Source organism: Streptomyces sp. NPDC031049, assembly GCF_055571015.1.
This window is the reverse complement of the sequence record NZ_JBVIGC010000016.1, coordinates 124,164-149,408: the sequence shown is the minus strand read 5'-3', so window position 1 is coordinate 149,408 and position 25,245 is coordinate 124,164. Positions and strand designations below refer to the sequence as shown.

23 protein-coding genes are annotated in these 25,245 nt (G+C 73.1%); 8 read left to right on the top strand and 15 right to left on the bottom strand.

The features are described from left to right. Positions 1 to 39: 39 nt before the first annotated feature. Positions 40 to 552, bottom strand: coding sequence for a CGNR zinc finger domain-containing protein (locus tag ACZ45Q_RS25725; protein WP_468265468.1), 513 nt, complete (start codon positions 550 to 552; stop codon positions 40 to 42). Between the two features lie 92 nt (positions 553 to 644). Here ACZ45Q_RS25725 and ACZ45Q_RS25720 point away from each other — a divergent pair, with 92 nt between their 5' ends. Continuing rightward, positions 645 to 1,013, top strand: coding sequence for a VOC family protein (locus ACZ45Q_RS25720; RefSeq protein ID WP_468265466.1), 369 nt, complete (start codon positions 645 to 647; stop codon positions 1,011 to 1,013). Positions 1,014 to 1,031: 18 nt separating this feature from the next. Continuing rightward, entirely contained in the window at positions 1,032 to 1,424 is a 393-nt protein-coding gene (locus ACZ45Q_RS25715; protein ID WP_468265464.1) for a VOC family protein, read from the top strand. Between the two features lie 119 nt (positions 1,425 to 1,543). On the opposite strand, the gene ACZ45Q_RS25710 is transcribed toward ACZ45Q_RS25715, so the two are convergent. Further along, positions 1,544 to 2,674, bottom strand: coding sequence for a dipeptidase (locus ACZ45Q_RS25710; RefSeq protein ID WP_468265462.1), 1,131 nt, complete (start codon positions 2,672 to 2,674; stop codon positions 1,544 to 1,546). A 106-nt stretch (positions 2,675 to 2,780) separates the two neighbouring features. Next, positions 2,781 to 3,959, bottom strand: a complete 1,179-nt coding sequence (locus tag ACZ45Q_RS25705; protein WP_468265460.1) for a dipeptidase — start codon at positions 3,957 to 3,959, stop codon at positions 2,781 to 2,783. A 211-nt stretch (positions 3,960 to 4,170) separates the two neighbouring features. Between ACZ45Q_RS25705 and ACZ45Q_RS25700 the strand changes: the two genes are divergently transcribed. Next, entirely contained in the window at positions 4,171 to 5,379 is a 1,209-nt protein-coding gene (locus tag ACZ45Q_RS25700) for an RNA-guided endonuclease InsQ/TnpB family protein (protein ID WP_468265458.1), read from the top strand. A 34-nt stretch (positions 5,380 to 5,413) separates the two neighbouring features. On the opposite strand, the gene purE is transcribed toward ACZ45Q_RS25700, so the two are convergent. Together purE and ACZ45Q_RS25690 are read right to left on the bottom strand one after the other, a co-directional pair. Beyond that, on the bottom strand, positions 5,414 to 5,938 hold the full coding sequence (gene purE, locus ACZ45Q_RS25695) for a 5-(carboxyamino)imidazole ribonucleotide mutase (RefSeq protein ID WP_468265456.1): 525 nt from the start codon (positions 5,936 to 5,938) through the stop codon (positions 5,414 to 5,416). Beyond that, positions 5,935 to 7,074, bottom strand: coding sequence for a 5-(carboxyamino)imidazole ribonucleotide synthase (locus ACZ45Q_RS25690; RefSeq protein WP_468265454.1), 1,140 nt, complete (start codon positions 7,072 to 7,074; stop codon positions 5,935 to 5,937). The genes purE and ACZ45Q_RS25690 overlap by 4 nt, the downstream gene beginning before the upstream one ends. Positions 7,075 to 7,228: 154 nt before the next feature. Here ACZ45Q_RS25690 and ACZ45Q_RS25685 point away from each other — a divergent pair, with 154 nt between their 5' ends. Next, on the top strand, positions 7,229 to 7,801 hold the full coding sequence (locus ACZ45Q_RS25685; protein WP_468265452.1) for a GtrA family protein: 573 nt from the start codon (positions 7,229 to 7,231) through the stop codon (positions 7,799 to 7,801). A 30-nt stretch (positions 7,802 to 7,831) separates the two neighbouring features. Here ACZ45Q_RS25685 and ACZ45Q_RS25680 read toward each other — a convergent pair whose 3' ends face one another. After that, positions 7,832 to 9,103 (bottom strand): ATP-binding protein, encoded by a 1,272-nt coding sequence (locus tag ACZ45Q_RS25680; protein WP_468265450.1) that lies wholly within the window; start codon positions 9,101 to 9,103, stop codon positions 7,832 to 7,834. A gap of 76 nt (positions 9,104 to 9,179) precedes the next feature. Then, a complete protein-coding gene (locus ACZ45Q_RS25675; protein WP_468265448.1) occupies positions 9,180 to 9,857 on the bottom strand; it encodes a response regulator transcription factor in 678 nt (225 codons plus the stop codon). A gap of 499 nt (positions 9,858 to 10,356) precedes the next feature. On the opposite strand from ACZ45Q_RS25675, the gene ACZ45Q_RS25670 reads away from it, so the two are divergent. Continuing rightward, positions 10,357 to 11,853, top strand: a complete 1,497-nt coding sequence (locus ACZ45Q_RS25670) for an MFS transporter (RefSeq protein ID WP_468265446.1) — start codon at positions 10,357 to 10,359, stop codon at positions 11,851 to 11,853. Between the two features lie 442 nt (positions 11,854 to 12,295). On the opposite strand, the gene ACZ45Q_RS25665 is transcribed toward ACZ45Q_RS25670, so the two are convergent. Together ACZ45Q_RS25665 and ACZ45Q_RS25660 are read right to left on the bottom strand one after the other, a co-directional pair. After that, positions 12,296 to 12,871 carry an ATP-binding protein gene (locus ACZ45Q_RS25665; RefSeq protein ID WP_468265444.1) on the bottom strand — a complete coding sequence of 192 codons (576 nt, stop codon included), beginning with the start codon at positions 12,869 to 12,871 and terminating at the stop codon, positions 12,296 to 12,298. A gap of 237 nt (positions 12,872 to 13,108) precedes the next feature. After that, positions 13,109 to 13,486 (bottom strand): STAS domain-containing protein, encoded by a 378-nt coding sequence (locus ACZ45Q_RS25660; protein WP_468265442.1) that lies wholly within the window; start codon positions 13,484 to 13,486, stop codon positions 13,109 to 13,111. A 251-nt stretch (positions 13,487 to 13,737) separates the two neighbouring features. Between ACZ45Q_RS25660 and ACZ45Q_RS25655 the strand changes: the two genes are divergently transcribed. After that, positions 13,738 to 14,652 (top strand): RNA polymerase sigma factor SigF, encoded by a 915-nt coding sequence (locus tag ACZ45Q_RS25655; protein WP_468265440.1) that lies wholly within the window; start codon positions 13,738 to 13,740, stop codon positions 14,650 to 14,652. A 224-nt stretch (positions 14,653 to 14,876) separates the two neighbouring features. Continuing rightward, positions 14,877 to 16,451, top strand: a complete 1,575-nt coding sequence (locus ACZ45Q_RS25650; RefSeq protein WP_468265438.1) for an RICIN domain-containing protein — start codon at positions 14,877 to 14,879, stop codon at positions 16,449 to 16,451. Positions 16,452 to 16,537: 86 nt separating this feature from the next. Here ACZ45Q_RS25650 and hutI read toward each other — a convergent pair whose 3' ends face one another. From hutI to hutU, 4 genes are read right to left on the bottom strand one after another with little or no spacing between them, the layout of a single operon-like run. Further along, complete coding sequence (gene hutI / locus ACZ45Q_RS25645) at positions 16,538 to 17,710, bottom strand: imidazolonepropionase (RefSeq protein ID WP_468265436.1); 1,173 nt, start codon at positions 17,708 to 17,710, stop codon at positions 16,538 to 16,540. A 41-nt stretch (positions 17,711 to 17,751) separates the two neighbouring features. Next, entirely contained in the window at positions 17,752 to 19,095 is a 1,344-nt protein-coding gene (locus ACZ45Q_RS25640) for a formimidoylglutamate deiminase (RefSeq protein WP_468265434.1), read from the bottom strand. Continuing rightward, entirely contained in the window at positions 19,092 to 20,315 is a 1,224-nt protein-coding gene (locus tag ACZ45Q_RS25635; protein WP_468265432.1) for an allantoate amidohydrolase, read from the bottom strand. Before ACZ45Q_RS25635 ends, ACZ45Q_RS25640 begins: the two co-directional genes overlap by 4 nt. Beyond that, entirely contained in the window at positions 20,312 to 22,033 is a 1,722-nt protein-coding gene (gene hutU, locus ACZ45Q_RS25630) for a urocanate hydratase (protein ID WP_468265430.1), read from the bottom strand. The genes ACZ45Q_RS25635 and hutU overlap by 4 nt, the downstream gene beginning before the upstream one ends. 163 nt (positions 22,034 to 22,196) lie before the next feature. Between hutU and ACZ45Q_RS25625 the strand changes: the two genes are divergently transcribed. Continuing rightward, positions 22,197 to 23,561, top strand: a complete 1,365-nt coding sequence (locus tag ACZ45Q_RS25625) for a type III PLP-dependent enzyme domain-containing protein (RefSeq protein ID WP_468265428.1) — start codon at positions 22,197 to 22,199, stop codon at positions 23,559 to 23,561. Between the two features lie 115 nt (positions 23,562 to 23,676). On the opposite strand, the gene ACZ45Q_RS25620 is transcribed toward ACZ45Q_RS25625, so the two are convergent. Next, a complete protein-coding gene (locus ACZ45Q_RS25620) occupies positions 23,677 to 24,261 on the bottom strand; it encodes a hypothetical protein (protein ID WP_468265426.1) in 585 nt (194 codons plus the stop codon). 122 nt (positions 24,262 to 24,383) lie between these two features. After that, positions 24,384 to 25,232, bottom strand: a complete 849-nt coding sequence (locus ACZ45Q_RS25615) for a MurR/RpiR family transcriptional regulator (RefSeq protein ID WP_468265424.1) — start codon at positions 25,230 to 25,232, stop codon at positions 24,384 to 24,386. Positions 25,233 to 25,245 lie beyond the last annotated feature (13 nt).

The following is a 25,245-nucleotide window of genomic DNA, read 5'->3' as shown; positions in this document are numbered from 1 at the left end:
CGCAATCGGGGCGCGGGCGGCCGGTGAACCCGGTGTGCGCTACGCCTCTTTGGCCGCCGCCCGGTAGCGGCGCATCTTCGCGCGCGCCCCGCACACCTGCATCGAGCACCAGCGTCCGCGTCCGGCGGGGCTGCGGTCGTAGTACGCCCACAGGCAGTCGGTCGCCTCGCACGCCTTCAGCCGCGTCCAGGTGCCGGCGACCAGCGCTTCGGCGACGGCGGCGGCGACGCGGGCCAGCAGCGGCCCGCCGTCGGCGGGGGCGAGCGCCGCCGAGCCGTCGGCCGCGTCGACGGTCACCACCAGGGGCGCCGCCGCCAGCAGCTCGCCCAGCGGGGTCACCGCGCGGTGCGGCGGGTGACCGGCGTGGGCGAGCAGCGCGACGCGGAGCGACTCGCGCAGCTCGCGCACGTCCGCCAGGTCGTCCTCCGTGCAGCCGAAGCGCGCCCGGCCCTCCGGAGTGTCGAGCCGGTCGGCGCCCGTCTCGACGTCCAGCGTGTTCACCAGGGACTCGACCAGGGCGAGCCCTCCGGGCGCGGGCGACCTCTCACTCATGCTTGCGACGTTACCGCCAATAGGGCAGCATGCAGTAACCGTTACCGGTTACCCGCACCTTGGGGGTAACCGCAGACTTCGAGGAGGACGTCATGGCCGTCGCCGAGCTGGGCCCCGTGGTCCTGGACTGCCCCGACACCCGGGCACTGGCCGCCTTCTACGCCGCCGTCCTGGGGGGCACGATCGAGGAGAACGACCAGGAGTCGGACTGGATCGACCTCAAGCTCCCCGGCGGGCGGACGCTCGCCTTCCAGTCCGCCCCCGGGTTCGTCCCGCCGCGGTGGCCGTCCCCCGACCACTCGCAGCAGTTCCACCTGGACCTCAACGTCGAGGACCTCGACGCGGCGGAGAAGGCCGTCCTGGAGCTGGGCGCCCGGCCGCTGGACACCGAGGACCGCTCCCGCGGCTTCCGGGTTTACGCCGACCCCGCCGGGCACCCGTTCTGCCTGTGCGCCTGCTGACCTCGCGAAGGAGCCCCCATGGCCCCCGTGGCACGTATCAGGAACGTCGTCCTCGACTGCCCCGAGCCCCTCGAACTGGCCCGCTTCTACGCACAGGTCGCCGGCGGCACCCCTGAGGAGCAGGACCCCGACTGGGTGGTGCTCCAGGTACCCGACGGGCCCCGGCTCGCCTTCCAGCGGGCGCCCGGGCTCGCCCCGCCGGAGTGGCCGCGCGCCGACCGCAACGCCCAGCAGTTCCACCTGGACTTCGACGCCGGGTCCACCTGGGAGGAGATCGACGCGGCCCACGAGAAGGTCCTGGCCCTGGGCGCCCGGCCGCTGGACCTGGAGGACCGGGAGAAGAAGGACTTCCAGGTCTACGCCGACCCGGCCGGGCATCCGTTCTGCCTGTGCCGCATCGAGCACGGCTGACCCGGGCGGCCGGCCCGGCCCGTACCAGCGGCCCCGGCCCCTGCCGCCCCGGCACAGCTCGCGCCGTTCCCCGGCACTCCCGGCCCGCGCCGCCGCCGGCGCCCGGCCCGCGCCGGCGGCTATCCGTCCAGCTCGGCGATGGTCGCCGTCGACGGCTGCCGCCGCCGCTGGGCGGCCCGCGCGGCGAACGCCGCCTCGCGCAGCACCCGCTGGACGTTCCCCCAGGTCAACAGGGCCACGTCGGCCTCGTCCCAGCCGCGCCGCAGCAGCTCGGCGATGAGCCGGGGATAGCAGGAGGCGTCACCCAGCTCCAGCGGGTGCGCCGTACCGGCGTCGTACGTACCGGACAGACCGACCCCGCGCGGACCGGCCACCGCACGGACGTGGTCGAGGTGGTCGGCGACGTCCCGGACGGTCGGCCCGGTCTGCTCGGCGGTCAGCGGCACCAGGCACAGGCCCCCGGCCGCACCCAGCTCCACCAGCAGGTCGTCCGGGAGGTTGGCCGGGTGGGGGCGCAGGGCACGGGCGGCGGAACGGCTGCACAGCACCGGCGCCTTGGAGACGGCGAAGGTCCGGCGGATGGTCTCGGCCGAGGCACCGGACAGATCGGCGATCACCCCGAGCCGGTTCATCTCCCGGACCACCTCCTCGCCGAACCGGGTCAGCCCGGCGTCGCTCGCCCACGCCGCGCCCGTCAGGGTCAGCACCCGCAGGCCGAGGGTGTGCAGCGCGCGCAGCGTGCCCAGCGAGTCGCCCAGGGCGGCGGCCCCGGCCGGCCCGAGCAGCACGGCGGTCCGGCCGCAGTTGCGGGCGTCGGTGGTCTCCCCCGCGTCATGGGCCAGCCGCAGCCCCTCCGGATGAGCCCGCACCACCTGCTTGACCAGGTCCAGCTGCTCCAGGGTGGCGCCGACGGCCCGGTCGCCGTCGAACCCCTCCGGCAGATGCAACGACCAGAACAACGCACCGACGTGCCCCTGACGCAGCCGCGGCACATCGGTGTCGACCGCGTTCTCCCCCACCTCCAGGTCGTACCAGGGCAGGTGCTTCAGCGCCCAGGGCAGCCCGCTGTACCCGTCGGCCACGGGATGCGCGGCCAGCACGGCGTGGGCGCGCGCCAGCGGCTCGTCGTCGGGATCGGAGACGGGCGCGTAGGGCTCCGGCGGGAAGGCCTCGGCGGCCAACGGCACGGGCAGGTCGTCGAGCTCGCCGGCCTCGGTGCGGGAGTGCAGGTCGTCCTGGAGGTCTGCCATGGCGGGCTCCGTACGGTCGTCGTGCAGTACCGCCACCGTCGCACGCGGCCGGGGGTCCTTCCTGGTGGGCGGGGCGTTCGGGGGTACGCCGCCCCGCCCTGGCCGGTCAGCCGTCCAGCTCCTCCAGCGTCGCGTTGGACGGTCCGCGCGTCGCCCGGAGGCCACGGGCCACGTCCTCCGCCGCGCCCAGTACCCGGACGGCGTTCTTCCAGGTCAGCTTGGCCAGGTCGGACCTGGACCAGCCGCGGTCGAGCAGCTCGGCGATCAGGTTCGGGTAGCCGGAGACGTCGTTCAGGCCGTCTGGTGTGAAGGCCGTGCCGTCGTAGTCGCCGCCGATGCCGAGGTGGTCGATGCCGGCGGCCTCGCGCATGTGGTCGAGGTGGTCGGCGACCGTGGAGACGGTGGCGACCGGGCGCGGGACGCGCTCCTCGAAGGCGCGGTGGACCTTCATCGCCTCGGGGCTGGTGTCGAGGTGGTGGAAGCCGTGCGCCCGCATGTTCTCGTCCGCCGCGGCCGTCCAGTCCACCGCCGCCTGGAGCACGAACTTCGGCACGAAGGTCACCATCGCCACGCCGCCGTTGGCCGGGAGGCGCTCCAGGACGTCGTCCGGGATGTTGCGGGGATGGTCGCAGACCGCCCGCGCGGAGGAGTGCGAGAAGACCACCGGGGCCGACGACGTGTCCAGCGCGTCGCGCATCGTCGTCGCCGCCACGTGCGAGAGGTCGACCAGCATGCCGAGGCGGTTCATCTCCCGGACGACCTCACGGCCGAAGGCCGACAGACCTCCGACGCGCGGCTCGTCCGTCGCCGAGTCCGCCCAGTCCACGTTGTCGTTGTGGGTGAGCGTCATGTAGCGCACACCCAGCGCGTACAGCCCGCGCAGCGTGGCCAGCGAGTTGGCGATCGAGTGGCCGCCCTCGGCACCCATGAGCGAGGCGATGCGGCCCTCGGTCCGCGCCGCCTCCATGTCCGCGGCGGTGAACGCGGCACGCAGCTCCGCGGGGTGGCGGTCCAGCAGCTGCCGCACGCAGTCGATCTGCTCCAGCGTCGCCGGCACCGCGTCGGGCAGGTCCGAGCGGACGTACACCGACCAGTACTGCGCACCGACCCCGCCGGCCCGCAGCCGGGGCAGGTCGGTGTGCAGATGGGCCGACTGGTCACCGGCGATGTCACGGGCGGCGAGGTCGTACCGGACCTGCTCGCGCAGCGCCCAGGGCAGGTCGTTGTGCCCGTCGACGACCGGAAACTCCCGCAGCAGCTCCCGGGCCTGGTCCAGGGCGGTCATGGGCATCTCCTGTTTCTCAATGGGGTTCCCGGCAAGCGTGCCGGGTCACGGAACCGGACCTCTGCAACAGGACGCACACACGTCCCGAGTTGACCGGTTGGGGCGACAAGTAGGGGATGGGGACACGCCCACACGAATGTCGTACGTAGGTTTGCACACGGCGGGACGACGCAGGAAAGCGGCGTGTCGAGCGCGCGCAGGGGAGGCAGGCGTGGGGGAGGCCGAGGGGCTCGGGCAGGGTGTGGGTCTGCATGCCCGCTACACCTACCGGTTGCGCGTGTCGTCGACCGCCCGCGCCGCACTCGGCGCCGAGTGGGCCCGCTGCCGATGGGTCTGGAACGAATGTGTCGCCCGTTCCGCCAAGGCCCACAGGGAGGGCGAGACGTGTGGCCCGGCCCGTCTCGATCGCATGCTCACCGGTGCCAGAGCGGCCAACCCGTGGTTGCGAGCGGGCAGCTCGGTCGTACAACAACAGGTCATCCGCGACTTCGGCAAGGCCCGCGCGAAGGCACTGAAGGACATCGGGCAGCGGCTTCCCGCACGGCGACGCGCCGGAATGCCCAAGTTCCGGAGGAAGCTCGGTGCACCGCCGACGCTGAGCTACACAAGGCGCGGATTCCGGCTGAAGGACGGTCGTCTGCATCTTGCGGGTGGGATTGTGCTGAGGGTCGTGTGGTCGCGCGGGCTTCCGGCCGAGCCGTCCTCCGTTCGCGTCTACCAGGACTCGCTGGGTCACTGGTACTGCTCGTTCGTCGTTCCTGCGCAGGTGGTGCCCCTGCCCTCCACAGGAGCCGTGATCGGCATCGACTGGGGAGTGACGGACATCGCGACCACCACCAGCGACGCACACGACCTTCCACACCCTTTGCACGGTCTCCGGGCCAAGAAGAAGCTGACCCGGTACGACCGGATGATGGCCCGCCGCAAGCCGAAGAAGGGACAAGCGACCTCGAAGGGCTACCGGGAAGCGAGGCGTCTGCGGGCAAAGGCCCACAGGAAGGTCGCACGGCAGTGTCAGGACACCGGCCGCAAATGGGCGAAGAAGGTCGTGCGCGACCACGACGCCATAGCCGTGGAGGACTTCCGGCCGAAGTTCCTCAGCCGCACGACCCTGGCGCGCAAAGCCGCTGACGCGGCGATCGGCGCCACGAAGCGGGCCCTGTTCGAGGCGGGCCGCAAACACGGGCGGGACGTCCACCTCGTGCATCCCGCCCACACCACGAAGGACTGCGCGCGGTGCGGAGCGAGAACCAAGCACGCACTTCCTCTTTCGGAACGTACCTACACCTGCGCCACGTGCGGAGCCGTGTCCCCCAGGGACAAGAACTCCGCCCGCGTGATGCTGGTCCGGGCAGGTCTGGACCCGGCTGGTGCCGACCGCGTGAGACTCGACCGTCCGCCGGGCGGTCGAGCGGCGTGAGCCAGGAATCCCCCTCGCTGGCGAGGGGGAGCATTCAATTCCCGAAACCGAATCCGGACCCGGAGCCGTCGACCTTGGAGCGCAGGCGGCGGCCCTTCTCCGTGGCCTGGTCGTTCAGCTCCTGCTGGAACTCCCGCATCCGGGCGAGCAGCTCCTCGTCGTGCGCGGCGAGCATCCGCGCGGCGAGCAGGCCGGCGTTGCGGGCGCCGGCGACGGAGACGGTCGCGACCGGGACACCGGCCGGCATCTGCACGATGGACAGGAGGCTGTCCATGCCGTCCAGGTACTTCAGGGGCACCGGGACGCCGATCACCGGCAGCGGGGTGACCGAGGCGAGCATGCCGGGCAGATGGGCGGCGCCGCCCGCCCCGGCGATGATCACCTTCAGGCCGCGGCCGGCGGCCTCCTCGCCGTACGCGACCATCTCGCGCGGCATGCGGTGCGCCGAGACGACGTCGACCTCGTAGGGGATCTCGAACTCGTCGAGGGCCTTCGCGGCGCCCTCCATGACGGGCCAGTCGGAGTCCGACCCCATGACGATGCCAGCAACGGGGCTCATTCGGTGATCGTGCCTCTCAGGTAGCCGGCTGCGTGACGGGCGCGTTCCAGCACGTCGTCCAGGTCGTCGCCGTAGGTGTTGACGTGGCCGACCTTGCGGCCGGGCTTCACGTCCTTGCCGTACATGTGGATCTTCAGCTGGGGGTCGCGGGCCATGCAGTGCAGGTACGCGGAGTACATGTCGGGGTAGTCGCCGCCGAGGACGTTGACCATGACCGTCCACTTCGCGCGCGGGCGCGGGTCGCCGAGGGGCAGGTCGAGGACCGCGCGGACGTGGTTGGCGAACTGGGAGGTGATGGCGCCGTCCATCGACCAGTGGCCGGAATTGTGCGGTCGCATCGCCAGTTCGTTGACGAGGATCCGCCCGTCGCGGGTCTGGAACAGCTCGACGGCGAGGTGGCCGACGACGCCGAGTTCCTTGGCGATGTCCAGCGCCATCCGCTCGGCCTGGAGGGCGAGGGACTCGTCCAGATCGGGGGCGGGGGCGATGACCGTGTCGCAGACGCCGTTCACCTGGCGGGACTCCACCACCGGGTAGGCCACCGCCTGGCCGTGCGGGGAACGGACGACGTTGGCCGCGAGCTCGCGGACGAAGTCGACCTTCTCCTCGGCGAGGACCGGAACGCCCGCGCGGAAGGGCTCGGCGGCCTCCTCGGCGGAGTCCACCACCCACACGCCCTTGCCGTCGTAGCCGCCGCGGACCGTTTTCAGGACGACGGGGAAGCCGTCACCCTCCGCCGCGAACGCGGCCACGTCCTGCGGATCGGACACGATGCGGTGCCGTGGGCAGGGCACGCCGATCGCGTCGAGCTTCGCCCGCATCACGCCCTTGTCCTGGGCGTGCACCAGCGCGTCGGGGCCGGGGCGCACGGGGATGCCGTCCGCCTCCAGGGCCCGGAGGTGCTCGGTGGGCACGTGCTCGTGATCGAAGGTGATCACGTCACAGCCGCGGGCGAACTCGCGCAGCGTGTCCAGGTCGCGGTAGTCGCCGATGACGACATCGCCGACGACCTGCGCCGCTGAGTCCTGAGGAGTGTCACTGAGAAGCTTGAACCTGATGCCCAGCGGGATGCCTGCCTCGTGTGTCATACGAGCGAGCTGGCCCCCGCCGACCATGCCGACTACCGGGAACGTCACACCCCTAGCGTATCGGCCACCCGGGAGCGGCCGGTTTACCGGCCGGTTCGACGGCATCCGTCCGGTGCCGGCCGTCGCCGGCAGGAAGATCGCACGCGTGGGTGGTTAGCATGGCTGGGTTGACGCCAACCGACGGACGGGGGCCGGCACGACCATGGGACATGGTTCCTCGGGGCTTCCCTCGGCACCTCCCGCGCCACCCGGCGCGGTGCGGCGGCGGGTCGAGCGGCTCGTCCGTGAGGTCGTGAAGTTCGGTGCGGTGGGCGGTGCCGGGGTGCTGGTCAACCTCGGTGTCTTCAACCTCGTACGGCACACCACCGACCTCCAGGTGGTGCGGGCCAGCATCATCGCCACGATCGTCGCGATCGTCTTCAACTACCTCGGCTTCCGCTACTTCACCTACCGGGACCGCGACAAGACCCGCCGTACCCGTGAGATGTCGCTGTTCCTGCTGTTCAGCGCCGTCGGGCTGGTGATCGAGAACGGTGTGCTGTACACGGCGACGTACGGTTTCGGCTGGGACAGCCCGTTGCAGAGCAACATCTTCAAGTTCCTCGGCATCGGGCTCGGCACGCTCTTCCGGTTCTGGTCGTACCGCACCTGGGTGTTCCGTGCGCTGCCGCCGGTGACCCGCGCGGAGTCCTTCCTGGAGCACGAGCATCCGGCGGCGGTGCGCGACGACCGGGCCGCGAAGGCCCCGCGGGTGGGCGCCGGCCGGCGGCCGTAGCCCGTGCGGCCCGCGCGGTGCGGCGGGCGGCTATCTGACGGTGTGGCCCGAGTCCGACGCGGACTTCGACGGCGGCGTGCGCGACAGGAACAGCCCGAACACGGGGGGCTTGGACTGGAGCAGCTCCAGGCGTCCGCCGTCCGCCTCGGCCAGGTCGCGGGCGACGGCCAGGCCGATGCCGGTGGAGTTGCGTCCGCTGATGGTGCGCTCGAAGATCCTCGCGCCGAGGTCGGCCGGGACGCCCGGCCCCTCGTCGGTGACCTCGACGACCGCCTGGTTGCCGGTGACCCGGGTGCGCAGGGCGACGGTGCCGCCGCCGTGCATCAGGGAGTTCTCGATCAGTGCCGCCAGCACCTGCGCCACCGCGCCGGGCGTGCCGACGGCCTCCAGGTGCCGTTTGCCGGAGCTGACGATGGCCCGTCCGGCGCTGCGGTAGGCGGGGCGCCACTCGGCGATCTGCTGCTGGATGACGTCGTCCAGCTCAAAGGTGACGGCGGAGCCGCTGCGCGGGTCGCGTGAGTTGGTCAGCAGCCGGTTCACCACGTCCGTCAGGCGTTCCACCTGTCCGAGCGCGATGCTGGCCTCCTCCTTCACCGTCTCCGGGTCGTCGGTGACGGTGATCTCCTCCAGCCGCATCGACAGCGCGGTCAGCGGGGTGCGCAGCTGGTGGGAGGCGTCGGCGGCGAGGCGGCGTTCGGCGGTGAGCATCCGGGCGATGCGCTCGGCGGAGGCGTCCAGCACGTCCGCGACCCGGTCCAGCTCGGGGACGCCGTAGCGCCTGTGGCGGGGGCGCGGGTCGCCGGAGCCGAGGCGTTCGGCGGTCTCGGCGAGGTCGGTGAGCGGGGAGGCCAGGCGGTTGGCCTGGCGTACGGCCAGCAGGATGGCGGCGATCACCGCGAGCAGCGCCACCAGGCCGATGATCAGCAGGGTCCGGCCGACCTCCCGGGTGACGGAGGAGCGCGGCTCCTCCACGACGACCGTCTCGCCCTCCTCGCCGGTGGCCTCGCCCCGGATGACGTCGCCGGTGGGTTCGGTGCCGACCTCGATGACGGGCCGGCCGGGGATGCGGATCTCGGCGTAGCGGTCGCCCTCGACCTGGCGGCGCAGGATGCCGGCGTCGACGGTGCCGGTGCCGAGCAGGCGGCTGTCGACGATGCTGGCCAGCCGGGCCGCCTCCAGGTCGACGCGTTCCTGCGCGGTGCTGCTGATGGTGCGGGTCTCCACGATGACGAGGGAGACGCCGAAGACGGCGATCACCACGAGCACCACGGCGAGCGTGGACTGGATCAGTCGGCGGCGCATGTCCTCTTACGTATCCGCGTACGGCCCTTGGGGGCCCGGCTCTGCCGGCCCCGGGGGCGCGGCTCTGCCGAGGGGGTCAGTTCTTCTCGAAGCGGAAGCCCACGCCGCGCACGGTGGCGATGTAGCGGGGGTTGGCCGCGTCGTCCCCCAGCTTCTTGCGCAGCCAGGAGATGTGCATGTCGAGGGTCTTGGTGGAGGACCACCAGGTGGTGTCCCAGACCTCGCGCATCAGCTGGTCGCGGGTGACGACCCGGCCCGCGTCGCGGACGAGCACCCGGAGCAGGTCGAACTCCTTGGCGGTGAGCTGGAGCTCCTCTTCGCCCATCCAGGCGCGGTGGGACTCGACGTCGATGCGCACGCCGTGGGTGGCGGGCGGCTGCTGGGGCTCGGCTGCGCCGCGGCGCAGCAGGGCCCGGACCCGGGCGAGCAGCTCGGCGAGGCGGAAGGGCTTGGTGACGTAGTCGTCGGCGCCGGCGTCCAGCCCGACCACGGTGTCCACCTCGTCGGCGCGCGCGGTCAGGATGAGGATCGGCACGGTGTGGCCGTCGGAGCGCAGCCGTCGGGCGACCTCCAGGCCGTCCATGCCGGGCAGGCCGAGGTCGAGCACCACGAGGTCGACGCCGCCCTGCAACCCGGTGTCCAGCGCGGTGGGTCCGTCCTCACGCACCTCCACCTCGTACCCCTCCCGGCGCAGGGCGCGGGCCAGCGGCTCCGAGATGGACGCGTCGTCCTCGGCGAGCAGTACACGGGTCATGAGCTGATGGTAGTCCGCTTGGCGCAACGTCCGGGCCGTGATCGCCACGGGCGGTTCCGGTACGAACGTGCCTGCACAGCCCATTGATGGACGCCCTGCGGGTGTGGGAGCCCATCCTGTTGGATACCTTCGAAAGAGGCGCTGCGGTTCCAGTTTCCCTTGTGATTCATGACACAAGTACTTCCATACCGGTCGGTGTCCTGCCGTATGGTGAACCAACGCCTGTAGCACCACGGGGACCTTTGGCGCTGTTCGACGCTGAAGGTCTCTTTTGTGTGCGGGCTGGCCGACGGCCAGCCTTGAAAGGAATGACCTGTGGCCGGGCCTCGCGCGCACGAACGCGCCCGAGGCGTGGATCCCGGGGGTCACCGTCCTCCGCTCCGTGATCCGGGGCGGACTCCCCGTGGGCGTGGGGTGGACGGCAGGGCCGCCGGTGCCGGCCGCCCCCCACCGGGCGCGCATCGCCTTGTGAGCGCGTCCCGACCAGCAAGGATCGACCATGGCGTCCAGCCTGACGAAGGACTCGGTCACCCCGGGCACCCCCGGTTCCGAGAAGACCTTCTTCGGCCACCCCCGGGGTCTGGCCACCCTCTTCATGACCGAGATGTGGGAGCGTTTCTCCTACTACGGCATGAGGGCACTGCTTCCGCTGTACCTCGTGGCTCCGGGCGGTCTGGGCCTGAGCGCCGGCACCGCGACCGCGATCTACTCGGTGTACCTGTCGCTGGTGTACCTGCTCACGATGCCGGGCGGCTGGTTCGGTGACCGTGTCTGGGGTCCCCGCAAGACCGTGGCGATCGCGGGCGGCATCATCATGCTCGGCCACCTCACGCTGGCCCTGCCCTCCTCCGGCACCTTCTACGCCGGTCTCGGCCTCGTCGCCATCGGCTCGGGTCTGCTGAAGGCCAACATCTCCACGATGGTCGGCCAGCTCTACAGCGGCCCGGACGACCCGCGCCGCGACGGTGGCTTCACCGTCTTCTACATGGGCATCAACCTGGGTGCCTTCGCCGCGCCGCTGATCATCGGCACGATCGGTGAGAGCGTCAACTGGCACCTGGGCTTCGCGCTGGCCGCGCTGGGCATGGCGCTGGGTGTCGCCCAGTTCCTGATCGGCAGCCGCCACCTCGCGCCGCACTCCAGCGTCGTCCCGAAGCCGCTGTCGGCCGAGGAGAAGACCTCCACGCTGCGCAAGGCCGCGTTCTGGGCCGCCCTCGCGGTCGTCTTCTACGCGATCGTCGGTTTCTCCGGCAACTACACGCTGAACTGGATCCTGGTCCCGCTGACGCTGCTCGGCGTGATCATCCCGGTGATGGTGCTGACGCGCATCAAGCGCGACAAGGAGCTGGACCGCACCGAGCAGTCCAAGATGTCGGCGTACATCTGGTTCTTCGTCGCCGCGGCCGTGTTCTGGATGATCTACGACCAGGGCGGCTCGACCCTGTCGATCTTCGCGAAGACGTCGGCGGACAACAGCGTCCTCGGCTGGGAGTTCCCTGTCTCCTGGTACCAGTCGGTCAACCCGGTGCTGATCATGGCCCTGGCCCCGGTGTTCGCCACGGTGTGGCTGGCGCTCGCCCGGCGCGGCAAGGAGCCGAGCACGATCGTGAAGTTCTCGTTCGGTCTCGTCCTGGTCGGTGCGTCCTTCTTCCTGTTCCTCGCGCCGCTGACGATCGCGGGCGACGGGCACGAGGCCGCGGCGCTGTGGCTGGTGGCGATCTACTTCGTCCAGACCTGCGGTGAGCTGATGCTCTCTCCGGTCGGCCTGTCGGTCACGACGAAGATGGCGCCGGTGAAGTACGCCTCGCAGATGATGGGCGTCTGGTTCCTGGCGGTCACCGCCGGTGACGCCACGACCGGTCTGCTCTCCATCGCCGGTGTCGACCTGAACAGGACGGGCATCGTGGCCGCCGAGGCCACCCTCGCCGTGGTAGCCGGTGTGGCGATCTGGATGTACCGCAAGAAGGTCAAGGAGCTCATGGGCGACGTGCGCTGACCGCACCCGCCGACGGCTCACGGAGGGCCACCACGCCTCGAGAGGCGTGGTGGCCCTCCGGGCCGTTCCCGGGTCCCTTCCGGCCCGGCGGCCAGGACGTGAGGCGGCCGGGGAGGCCGCGAGCGCGAGGCTGCCGGGATGCGAAGCCCGGCCCCGAGCATGAGGCTGCCGGGATGCGAAGCCCGGCCCCGAGCATGAGGCTGCCGGGGTGCGAAGCCCGCCCCCGGGAGCAGGCACGAGGCGACAGGGGCCCGGCCGTGAGAGCGGACGCCGAGGCTGTACGGCACCGCCACCGGGGCCGCGCGAGCGGGCACCGGGGAATCACGAGGAACGGCCGCCGGGCCGCGAGAAGGAGCATCGGGCACCGCAGCCGACCGCGAGGACGGGCGGCGGGGAACGGCCGCCGGGGCCGGCGGCGGGCGGAGAGGCCGCGGGAAAGCCGCTACGCCGGGGCGCCCAGTTCTGCCCAGACCGTCTTGCCCGCGACGCCGGGGCTGCGTACGACCCCCCAGTCCAGGCAGAGGCGCTGGACGATGAACATGCCGTGGCCGCCGGGCCGCCCGGCGCGGTGCGGGGTGCGCGGGGCCGGCTGGCCCGTGCCCCGGTCGGAGACCTCCAGCCGGATCACCTTGCGGTCGCAGCTGATCCACAGCTCGTCCGGGCCCTCGGCGTGCAGACAGGCGTTGGTGACCAGCTCGGAGACGACGAGCAGGACGTCCTCGGCGGCGGCCCGCTGGTCGGCCGTCGCGGCGGGCAGCCAGCCCCACGCGTACAGCGCCTGCCGGGTGAAGTCGCGCGCGAGCGGCACGACGCCGCTGGCCCCGTCGAAGCTCAGCCTGCGGACCTGCCGGCCGGCGGGTGCCGCGGAGGGTGCGGCACCGCCCCCGTCGGACACACCTGTCGCGGATGCGGGTCCCACGGACTCGGCGGTCGCGGGCGCGCCCTCTCCGGGCTCCCCGGAAGCGCCGCTGGGCTCCGGACCGCGGTCGCCCGGCGAGTAGGGCCGGGTGGTGCTCATCAGCGCTTCACCTCACCGATTCACCAGTTCACGTTGGAAAGTCGTACACAGTCGATCACGCAGTACAGGCGGTGCGCCCACCTCCGGTGCCCCCGTCCGGCAGCCGACATGTTTTCGCATGTCTCCTGCCCGACCGGGCCGTCTGAACACCCCTGTATTCGGCAGGAAACACCGTGCGGGCTGAAAACGCCGGTCACAGGGGGCGCAGGAGACCCGCCGCCGGCCGCTCACGGCGGCTCAGCCGGACTCGTTCGCCAGCGCGGCCTCCAGCGTGTCATGCACGGTGAAGACGGCGTCCGCCCCCGTGATCTCGAACACGCGCGCCACGACCGGCTGCATGCCCGCCAGGTGCACTCCGCCGCCCGCGGCCTCCGCCTTCAGCCGCGCCCCGAGCAGGACGTTCAGCCCCGTGGAGTCGCAGAACTCCAGGCGGGAGCAGTCGACGACAAGGCGGTTGAAACCCTTGGCGAGGCACTCCTCGAGTGGTTCACGCAACAGATCGGCGGTGTGGTGATCGAGCTCACCGGCCGGGGTCACGACGGCGCTGAGGCCCTCTTCCCGCACCTCCACCAGAAGCCGGCCAGACTGTGCGCTGCCGACCGTCCCGCGGTCCATGCCGTCTCTCTCTCCCGGGGTCGTGACTGCTGCTGACGCCCTCGAACACTACGCCTTCCCGCCCCCCTTCGACACCCGAACATCCGTACAGAAACGGACATAACCGCACATAACGCACTTGCGGTGGGCTCGGTGAAGCCGGTAGGCCTAGGAGGAACACGTAATCGACACGGCCGGCTTTGGAGGCGCCGCACACCGCAGTGCACGTATCTGGCTTCGGCAGCCGTATGCCGAGAACGATGGAGGACATCATGTCACCCCGGCTCGACGGATCGCGTACCCAAGAAGCGACGTCGACACTCCCTCCGGAACATCTGGATCCCATCGAGCATCCCGACGCAGTCGTCGACACCGACGACTCACTCGCCGGCCTTCCGGACATCCCCGCGTACGACGAAGTGGCACCGGCCGACGCCCGGGCCCTGTCCAGGACCCTCTTCGAGCGGCTGGAGTCGCTGGAGGAAGGCACCCACGAGTACGCGTACGTACGCAACACGCTCGTCGAACTCAACCTCGCCCTCGTCAAGTTCGCCGCCTCCCGCTTCCGCTCGCGCAGCGAGCCCATGGAGGACATCATCCAGGTCGGCACGATCGGCCTGATCAAGGCGATCGACCGCTTCGAGCTGTCGCGCGGTGTGGAGTTCCCCACCTTCGCGATGCCGACGATCATCGGCGAGATCAAGCGCTTCTTCCGCGACACCTCCTGGTCCGTGCGGGTACCGCGCCGCCTCCAGGAACTCCGGCTCGACCTGGCCAAGGCCGGCGACGAGCTGGCGCAGCAGCTCGACCGCGCGCCGACGGTGGCCGAGCTGGCCGAGCGCCTCGGCATCTCCAACGACGAGGTCGTCGAGGGCATGGCCGCGTCGAACGCGTACACGGCCGCCTCGCTGGACGCCCAGCCCGAGGAGGACGACGCCGAGGGCGCGCTGGCGGACCGGATCGGCTACGAGGACCACGGACTCGAGGGCATCGAGTACGTCGAGTCGCTCAAGCCGCTGATCGCCGAGCTGCCGCCGCGGGACCGGAAGATCCTCTCCCTGCGCTTCGTCGCGGGCATGACCCAGTCGGAGATCGGCGAGGAACTCGGCATCTCCCAGATGCACGTCTCGCGCCTGCTGTCGCGGACGCTCGTGCGGCTGCGCAAGGGGCTCACGGTCGAGGAGTGACCTCGTCGGAGTGACGGCGTCCGCCACGGGCGCGCCGAGGGGGCGGCCCGGTGCCGGGCCGCCCCCTCGGCGCGTCGTCGGCGCCAACAACCCGCACACCACCGGGGTTACCCGCGGAAACTCTTTTCTCACCGGCCCCCGTCCACCACTATGGGCCCCCCGAACTGGCCAGTAGGTCAGTACCGGAGCGGCAGCGGCGCCGCGTGGTGCGAGGAGGCGGACGGATGGCTCGGGGGGACGGGGCCGGTCACGGCGTGCACGGCGGGGACGGGACGGGTGTCGAGGGCGTGCACGCGGGCGCGTCCGACGCACGGCTGACGGAGCTGCTGCGCGCCGAGACGCCCACCGCGTACCCGGCGCTCCAGGAACTGCGCGCCCGGCACCAGCCGGCGGTCCTCGGTTACGCCCGGCTGTGCGCGGCCGGTGAGTCCACCGCGCGCCAACTGGCCGCGCAGGCCTTCACCCTGGCGGCCCGTCATGCCGCGCGCGGCACCGACCCCGGCGGCCCCTGGCGGCACCAGCTCCTGCTGCTGACCGGGGAGATCGCGGCCGAGTGGGCGGCGGACGAGCGGGCCGCGGGCCTCGACCCCAACCTGCTGCTGGTGCTGAACACGACGGGCCCCGGCGTCCCCGTACCGCCCATGCTCGCGCCGTTTCGCACCCTGTCGTTCCGGGCGCAGGGCCTGCTCTGGTACGGCGTCGCGGAGCGGGAGCCCGCCGAGCGGACGGCCACGCTGCTGGGCATCGCCCCGCAGGACGTGACGTACGGCACCGGACCGGCCCTCAAGGAGCTGGCCCACGCCTGTCTGCGCGCCCGGCTGGCCGCCTCCGACGGTCCGCGCTGCACGGACTTCCGCCGGCTCATCGAGGAGTCGGTACGGCCGGACAGTCCCCGCGAGAGCCCCGACCTGCACGCCCACATGGCGCGCTGCGCGCACTGCACGGCCGCCTACGAGGAGCAGTGCGCGCTGCGGGACGACCCGCGCACCGCGCTGGCCGAGGGCCTGCTGCCCTGGTCGGGTACGGCGTACGCCGCGCGGGAGGCGGACGAGCCCGCCGCCGCCTCACTCGCCACGCCCCGGCTGTGGCCGCCGTCCCGGCGGTTCGCCCTGGCCTCGGCCGCGCTCGGCGTGGCGCTGGCCCCGGTGCTGCTCATGCTGCTGTCCCAGGGCGGCTCCTCGGCGCCGCCGCGGGCCGCGGGGTCGGCCGGCACGCCGCCCGGTCCGCCGCCCCCTCCCGTGACGGTGACGGCCACGGTCTCCGCGCCGCCCACGACCCCGTCGGCGTCCGCGACGACGTCCGCCGCCCCGTCGCGGTCGGCGACGCCGAGCCGGGAACCGACGCGCACGGCACGCCCGACGCCCTCCCCCACCCGCTCCACCCCGTCGCACCGGCCGCCCGGCGGCACGTACGCGCAGGTGGTGAACGTCGCCACGGGACGGTGCCTGGACGTCGCCGACGGCGAGTTCTGGAAGGGCAACGACGTCCTGCTGGCGCCGTGCACGTCCGCCCGCACCCAGTTGTGGCGGGTCGACACCGGCCGGGGCGTGGTCCAGTCGTACGCCGACGACGACTACTGCCTGGACAGCCGCGGCGGCGTGGACAAGGGCGTCGGCATCTGGGAGTGCGACTCGGTCCACGGCCGCAACGGCGCCAACCTGCGCTTCGCCGTGGACGGACGCGGAGTGATCCGTCCGGGCATCGCGCCGGGGCACGCGGTGGCGCCGGGCGGCGGTGACTCGGTGGTCCTGGTGACGGAGTCGGGGCGGCCGGAGCAGCGCTGGCGGGCGGGGGCCTGAACGGCGCCCTCCTGACGGCCGGTCAGGCCACGCGGACGCCCGCCGCCGCTCGGCTCGGACCACGCGGAAGCCCGCCGCCGCTCGGCTCAGACGACGCGGACGCCCCGTCGCCACACGCCGGCCACCAGCGGCACGCCCGGGCGGTAGGCCAGGTGGACGTGGCTGGGGGCGTCGAGGAGGGTCAGGTCGGCGTACGCGCCGGGGACGAGGCGGCCGACGTCGTCGCGGCGCAGGGCCGCGGCGCCGCCCGCGGTGGCCGACCAGACCGCCTCGTCCGGCGTCATCCCCATGTCCCGTACGGCGAGCGCGATGCAGAACGGGACGGAGGAGGTGAAGGACGAGCCGGGGTTGCAGTCGGTGGACAGGGCGACCGTGGCGCCGGCGTCGAGCAGGCGGCGGGCGTCGGGCCACCGGGCGCGGGTGGAGAACTCGGCGCCGGGCAGGAGGGTGGCGACGGTCCGGCTGTTCGCGAGGGCGTCGACGTCGGCGTCGGTGAGGTGGGTGCAGTGGTCGGCGCTGGCGGCGTCGAGTTCCACGGCGAGCTGGACACCGGGGCCGTAGGAGAGCTGGTTGGCGTGGATGCGCGGGTGCAGGCCCCTGGCCCTGCCCGCCGTGAGGATCGCGCGGGCCTGGTCGCCGTCGAAGGCGCCCTTCTCGCAGAAGACGTCGATCCAGCGGGCGTGCGGGGCGCAGGCGTCGAGCATCTCGCCGGTGACCAGGTCGACGTAGGCGGCGGGGTCCTCGGCGTGCTCGGGGGCGACGATGTGGGCGCCGAGGAAGGAGACCTCGTCGGTGTGGCGGGCGGCGATGCGCAGGGCGCGGGACTCGTCGGCGACCGTCAGGCCGTAGCCGGACTTGGTCTCGAAGGTGGTGGTGCCCTGGCGGAGGGCCTCGTGGAGGTAACGGGTGACGTTCGCCTCCAGTTCCTCGTCGCTCGCGGCCCGGGTGGCGGCGACGGTGGTGCGGATGCCGCCGGCGCTGTAGGGGCGGCCGGACATCCGGGCGTTGAACTCCTCGGTCCGGTCGCCCGCGAAGAGCAGGTGGGAGTGGGAGTCGACGAAGCCGGGGAGCACCGCACGGCCGCCGGCGTCGACGTGATTGTCAGTGGCGGGTGCTTTGCTGGATTCACCGGTCCACGCGATGCGGTCGCCGTCGACGACGACGGCCGCGTCCCGGACCAGTCCGAGGGGGGAAGAGTCGCTGAGGGAGGGGTCGTTGGTGACCAGCGCGGCGATGTTGGTGATGACGGTGCTGCTCATGGTGTCCGTGGCGTCCTCGTGGGGGCGGGGTCGGGCGGTGGTCACGCCCGCAGGGCTGCGACGGCCCGGGCCAGCGCCCGCGGCACGTCGGGTACGAGCGTGTGGGCCCCGTCGCGTACGACGTGCCGGCCCGCGACGATCGTGTGCCGTACGTCCGCTGCCGTCGCGGCGAATACGGCGGTCTCGGCGCCGAGCCTCGGCTCCGGCCCGGCGGTCCTGACCGAGTCCAGCGCGATGGTCGTCAGGTCGGCGCGGGCCCCGGACTCGAGGGTGCCTGCGTCGTCCCAGCCGAGGGCGGCGTGACCGTCGGCGCCGGCCGCGCGCAGCAGGGCGGCGGCCGTCCAGTGGCCGCGGGTGCGAGTGCGCAGCCGCTCGTTCAGCTCCATCGCGCGGGCCTCTTCGAGCAGGTCGACGACGGCGTGGCTGTCGGAGCCGAGGCTGAGCGGTGAGCCGGCGGCCTGGAGGGCGGCGGCGGGTCCGATGCCGTCGGCGAGGTCCCGTTCGGTGGTCGGGCACATGCAGGTGCCGGTGCCGCTGCCGCCGATCAGGGCGATGTCCTCGTCGGTGAGGTGTGTGTTGTGGACGCCGGTGGTGCGGGGCCCGAGGACTCCGTGGTCGGCGAGCAGACGGGTGGGCGTGCAGCCGTGCGCCTCGCGGCAGGCGTCGTTCTCGGCGGTCTGCTCGGACAGGTGGACGTGGAGCGGGGCCCGCCGCTCCTCCGCCCAGCGCGCCACGGTCGCCAGCTCGCCGGCGGGCACGGCCCGCACCGAGTGGACGGCCGCCCCGATCCGCGCGTGATCCCGTTCCTTGAGAACTGCACAGCGTTCCGCCCAGGCCTCGGCCGTCCCGTCGCAGAAGCGGAGCTGGTGGCCGTCGGGCAGCTGTCCGAAGCCGGCGGACAGGTAGCAGGTGTCCAGCAGGGTGATGCGGATGCCGGCCTCGGCGGCGGCCTCGATCAGCGCCTCGCCCATCGCGTTGGGGTCGGCGTAGGGCACGCCGCCGGGCGCGTGGTGGACGTAGTGGAACTCGCCGACGGCGGTGACCCCGGCGAGGGCCATCTCGGCGTACACCGCGCGGGCCAGCTGGTGATAGGTCTCGGGGGTCAGCCGGTCGGCGACAGAGTACATGACCTCGCGCCAGGTCCAGAAGGTGCCCGAGCCGACCTGGACGGTGCCGCGCAGGGCGCGGTGGAAGGCGTGGCTGTGGGCGTTGGCCAGGCCGGGGAGCGTGAGCCCCCGCAGGACCTCGGCGCCGGGCGGCGGGGCGGGGGTGTCCCGGCGGACGGCGGTGATGCGGCCGTCGGACACCGTGAGGGCGACGCCTGGCTCGACGTGGGTGCCGAGCCAGGCGTTCTCCAGCCAGTAGGTCCGCTCGGTGACGGTCACGTGCAGGCCAGTCCTTCCAGTACGTCGGCGAGGGCGGCGACCCCGGCCAGGCAGTCGTCCTCGGTTGCGGACTCGGCCGGGGAGTGCGAGACGCCGGTGGGGTTGCGCACGAACAGCATGGCGGTCGGGATCCGTCCGGACAGGATTCCGGCGTCGTGTCCGGCGCCGGTGCCGAGGACCGGGACCCGCAGGGCGGGGTCGGTGTCCTTGCCGAGGATGCGGGCCAGTTCGTCGCGCAGGGCGTGGTCGAACTCGACGACGGGCGTGAAGGACTCCCGTTCGACGTCCAGGGCGACGCCGTGGGTGCCGGCGTGGACGCGGGCGGCCTTCTCGACGCCGGCGACGACGGCGTCCAGGGCGTCCTGCCCGGCGGCGCGGGCGTCGAGCCAGCCGCGCACCAGGGAGGGGACGGCGTTGACGCCGTTCGGCTCGACGACGATCTTGCCGAAGGTGGCGACGGCACCGGCGTGTTCGGCCTCCCGGCGGGCGGCCAGCGCGGTCTCGGCGTAGGACAGCATCGGGTCGCGGCGGTCGGCGAGGCGGGTGGTGCCGGCGTGGTTGGCCTCGCCGTGGAAGTCGAACCGCCAGCGTCCGTGCGGCCAGATGGCGCCGGCGATGCCGACGGGGTCGCCGGACAGGTCCAGGGCGCGGCCCTGTTCGACGTGGAGTTCGACGAAGGCGCCGATGCGGTTCAGCCGCTCCGGGTCGGGGCCGATGGCCTCGGGGTCGTGTCCGGCGGCCTCCATGGCCTGCGGGAGGGTGATCCCGTCGCCGTCGGTGAGGCGGTGGGCCTGCTCGACGGTGAGCGCCCCGGCGGTGAGCCGGGAGCCGACGCAGGCGAGGCCGAACCGGGCGCCCTCCTCGTCGCCGAAGTTGACGATGCCGACGGGCTTGGTGAACCGCGCGCCCCTCGCGCGCAGTTCGTCCAGGGCGGCGAAGGCGGACACCACGCCGAGGGGGCCGTCGAAGGCGCCGCCGTCGGGCACGGAGTCCAGGTGCGAGCCGGTGACCACGGCACCGCCCCGCGCGGGGTCGCCGAGCCAGGCCCACTGGTTGCCGTTGCGGTCGGTCTCGTAGGCGAGGCCGCGGGAGCGGGCCTGCTGCTCGAACCAGGCCCGGCAGTCGGCGTCGGCCCCGGTCCAGGCGAAGCGCCGGTAGCCGCCGGAGGCGGAGCTGCGGCCGATCGGCAGCAGCTCCGCCCACATGCTGTGGAAGTTCACGCCGGGTCACCCTCGCGCACGTCGCTCCCGTGCAGGTCGCTCCCCCGGTCCGCGTCCTCGCCCTCGCCCTCGTGCATCGGCACCCGGACCCCGCGCCGCTCGGCGACCGACTCGGCGATGTCGTACCCGGCGTCCACGTGCCGGATGACGCCCATGCCGGGGTCGTTGGTCAGCACCCGGCGGATCTTCTCCCCGGCGAGCGCGGTGCCGTCGGCGACCGTCACCTGGCCGGCGTGGATCGAGCGGCCCATGCCGACGCCGCCGCCGTGGTGGACGGAGACCCAGGAGGCGCCGGAGGCCACGTTGACCATGGCGTTGAGCAGCGGCCAGTCGGCGATGGCGTCGGAGCCGTCGAGCATCGCCTCGGTCTCGCGGTAGGGGGAGGCGACGGAGCCGCAGTCGAGGTGGTCGCGGCCGATGACGACGGGCGCGGACAGCTCGCCGCTCGCGACCATGTCGTTGAACCGCTCGCCGGCCTTGTCACGCTCGCCGTAGCCGAGCCAGCAGATGCGCGCGGGCAGGCCCTGGAAGTGGACCTTCTCGCCGGCCATCCGGATCCAGCGGGCCAGGGACTCGTTCTCGGGGAAGAGGTCGAGGATCGCCTTGTCGGTCCGGGCGATGTCGGCCGGGTCGCCGGACAGGGCGGCCCAGCGGAAGGGGCCCTTGCCCTCGCAGAACAGGGGGCGGATGTAGGCGGGCACGAAGCCGGGGAAGGCGAAGGCACGCTCGTAGCCGGCGAGCTTGGCCTCGCCGCGGATGGAGTTGCCGTAGTCGAAGACCTCGGCGCCGGCGTCGAGGAAGCCGACCATGGCCTCGACGTGCCGGGCCATGGACTCGCGGGCGCGGGTGGTGAAGCCCGCCGGGTCCTTGGCGGCGGCGTCGGCCATGTCCTCGAAGGCGATGCCGACGGGCAGGTACGACAGCGGGTCGTGGGCCGAGGTCTGGTCGGTGACGATGTCGACGGGGGCGCCCATGGCGAGCAGCTGCGGCACCAGCTCGGCGGCGTTGCCGAGGACGCCGATGGACAGCGGCCTGCGCTGGTCCCGGGCCTCGACGGCGAGCCGGAGGGCGTGGTCGAGGGAGTCGGCCTTCACGTCGAGGTAGCGGTGCTCGATGCGGCGGTCGATGGCGCGCGGGTCGCAGTCGACGCAGATCGCCACGCCGTCGTTCATCGTCACGGCGAGCGGCTGGGCGCCGCCCATGCCGCCGAGGCCGGCGGTGAGGGTGATGGTCCCGGCGAGCGAGCCGCCGAACTTCTTGGCGGCGACGGCGGCGAAGGTCTCGTAGGTGCCCTGGAGGATGCCCTGGGTGCCGATGTAGATCCAGGAGCCGGCCGTCATCTGCCCGTACATGGTCAGGCCGAGGGCCTCCAGGCGGCGGAACTCCTCCCAGGTGGCCCAGTCGCCGACGAGGTTGGAGTTGGCGATGAGGACGCGCGGGGCCCACTCGTGGGTCTGCATGACGCCGACCGGGCGGCCGGACTGGACGAGCATCGTCTCGTCCTGCCGGAGGGTCTTCAGGGTGCGGACCATGGCGTCGAAGGACCGCCAGTCACGGGCGGCCTTGCCGGTACCGCCGTAGACGACGAGCTTGTCGGGGTGCTCGGCGACCTCCGGGTCGAGGTTGTTCTGCAGCATCCGCAGGGCGGCCTCCTGCTGCCATCCCAGGGCGCTCGGCGTGGTGCCGCGCGGCGCTCGGACAGGACGGGGTCCGGACATGGTGCCTCCTGCTGGGCTTGCTCCCGACGGATGTGTTGCTGCGGTTATTCACATCCTGGCCCTGTGAATAAGACTAGTCAATACGGGGTGGGGGCGGCGTCGGCGCGTCGCGGATGTTTGGCTGGGATGCATGGGTGCAGGCATCGACGGGACGGGGGATCACATGGGACAGGACGACGGCGGCGCCGGCGGGGAGCGGGCCGAGCGGCGGGACCAGGCGGTGCGGGCGGCGGTGGAGCAGGGGCTGCTCGGACCGGAGGCGCCCCTGGTCGGGCTGCTCGACGTGAGCGGCATCCGGGAGTCGGCGGCCGCGCTGCGGTCGGCGTTCGACGCGGTCGTGGCGCCGGGGACGCCGGTGCTGCACGCCTTCGCCGTGAAGGCGACGCCGCTGGTGCCGGTGGTGCGGCTGCTGCACCAGGAGGGCATCGGCGCGGAGGTCGCCAGCCCCGGGGAACTGGCCCTGGCACGGGCGGCCGGGGTGCCGGTGGCGCGCACGGTGCTGGACTCGCCGGCGAAGACGCCGGCCGAGCTGCGCCAGGCGCTGGCGCTGGGCATCGCCGTCAACGCGGACAATCCGCAGGAGCTGGAGCGCATCGACGCCCTGATGCGGTCCGCGCCCAGCCGCTCGCCGCTCGGCATCCGGGTGAACCCCCAGGTCGGCGGCGGCTCCATCGAGGCGCTGTCGACGGCGACGGCGACCTCGAAGTTCGGGGTGGCGCTGCGGGACGCAGGGGCCCGGGAGTGGGTGGTGCGGGCGTGTCTGGACCGGCCGTGGCTGACCCGGCTGCACGCGCACACCGGCTCCCAGGGCATACCGCTGGCGCTGATGGCCGAGGGCGTGCGGGAGACGTACGCGCTGGCCGAGGAGATCAACGAGCGGGCCGGGCGCCGGCAGATCGACACCCTCGACATCGGCGGCGGCCTGCCGGTGAACTTCGCCTCGGACGCCACGACCCCGACGTACGCCGAGTACGCGCGCGTGCTGCGGGAGGCGGTGCCGGGGCTGTTCGACGGGCGGTACGGGCTGGTCACCGAGTTCGGGCGGTCACTGCTGGCCAAGCACGGCACGGTGGTGGCGCGGGTGGAGTACGCCAAGAGCGCCGGCGGCCGTCCGGTCGCGGTCACGCACGCGGGCGTGCAGGTCGCGACGCGGACGGTGTACGCGCCGGGGGCGTGGCCGCTCAGGATCGCCGTGTTCGACGGCAAGGGACGGCCGAAGGAGGGGCCGGCCGTGGTGCAGGACGTGGCGGGACCGGCGTGCTTCGCGGGCGATCTGCTGGCGGCGGGGCGTGAGCTGCCGCTGGTGGAGCAGGGGGACTACGTGGCGGCGCTGGACACGGGGGCGTACTACTTCGCGCACCACTACGCGTACAACTCGCTGGCGCGGCCCGGGGTGTACGGGTTCGCGCCGGACGGCACCGGCGGCGTCGCGTTCGCCGTCGTCCGCGAGGCCCAGTCCGTCGAGGAGATCGTCGCCGAGGCGGGAGGGGCACAGGTGGACGCACTGACGTCCGGCCTGGTGCCGTAGGAGGGTGCGGGTCCCATGGGGAGCGGCGCACCCCGGGGGCGTGCCGGCACCGGTCACGACCGGACCGCCCCCTGGGACCCGGCGCGCCCCGGGGGCAGCGTGGCTCGGCCGGCGGTCAGACCAGAGCCGCCGTCTTCTTCCTCGCTCCGCCCGGTGCCGCGTCGCCCGCGGCGATGCCGGTGCTGCGGTAGGACTTGACGGTCTTCCCGGCGGGACGGCCGGCGCCCCGCCCGAGCCAGTCGACGCGGACCCACAGCAGGGCGTCCTCGGTGCGTTCCAGGCGGCCGATCCAGGCGGCCTTGAGCCACAGGCCCGCCCCGCAGCCGGCCAGCAGCATGCCGCCGGCGGCCGGGGCGGCGAAGGCGCTGCCGAGGGCGGCGAGGAAGGCGAGCAGAAGCCACCAGCGGTGCCCCCGGCGCCAGTTGCGCGCGGTGACCGCCCGGTCCTGGAGCACGTCGTGCTTGCCCGCGCGGGCGGCCGAACGGGCCAGAGCCGTGTACCGCTTGCGGCCGACGGACGCCACGACGGCCGCCGCGACCAGAAACAGCGCCGCACCCGCGAGGACGCCGATCCGGCGTCCGGTCAGCCCCGGCACCACCAGTCCGACACCCGCCGCGAGCACCCCCAGCCACCCCATGGGTGCCGCTCCCGCCCGCACGACGACGGCCACCCGAGCCAGCCCCAGTCCTCCGCGCGCCACGTTCGCCTCCGTCTCTCGTCTCTCGTCCGTGCAGCGTCCGAAGTGTGAGCCCCGGCACGGTAGCGCGGGAACCTGAGACGAATCTGAGAACGGCGCCCGCACCTCACTCCACGACCCGCGCCTCACTCCACGAACAGCCCCCGCGCCGCCGCCTTCGCGTCGAACTCCTCCAGCCTGGCCTGCGCGTCCGGCAGGTCGTCGCACATCGCCTCCAGCAGCACCCGCCCGAGCAGCATCGGCGCGCAGGCGGTGTCGAACGCGAGCCCGGTGCCCACGGCGGCGGGCAGCAGCAGGTCGGACACCTTGGCGACGGGCGCGAAGGCGGAGTCGGCGACCGTGACGACGGTGAGCCCCGCCTCCTTGGCGTGGGTGAGGGTGTCGACGACCTCGCGGGGATGCCGGGGCAGCGCGAAGCAGAGCAGGGCGCCCGCGCCGGCCCGGACGGCGGCGTCGATCCGGTCGTGGATCATCGAGCCGCCCTCGTTCAGCAGCCGCACGTCCGGATGGACCTTGGCCGCGAAGTAGGCGAAGCCGTGCGCCTGCGCGGCCGCGGCCCGCAGCCCGAGGACCGGGAGCGGCCGGCTCGCGGCGAGCACCCGCCCCGCCTCCCGCACCGGCCCCGGGTCGGCCAGGGCCGCCGCCAGGTGGCGCAGGTTCTCGATCTCGGCCTCGACGGCCTGCTGGTACTCGTTGAACGCGCCCGGTTCGGCGACCGGCTCGGCGGGCGCCACCTCGCGCAGATGGCGGCGCAGGGCCGGGTAGCCGTCGAAGCCCAGGGCGACGGCGAAGCGGGTCACGGACGGCTGGCTGACCCCGGCCAGCTCGGCCAGCTCCACGCTGGACAGGAAGGGCACGTCGGCGGCCCGGCGCACCATGCTGTGCGCGATGCGCCGCTGCGTGGGCGTCAGCCGGTGCCCCTCGAAGAGCGCCTGCAACCGCGCGGCCGGGCCGTCGCTCGCGCTCCCGCTCATGACCTGCTCCCCC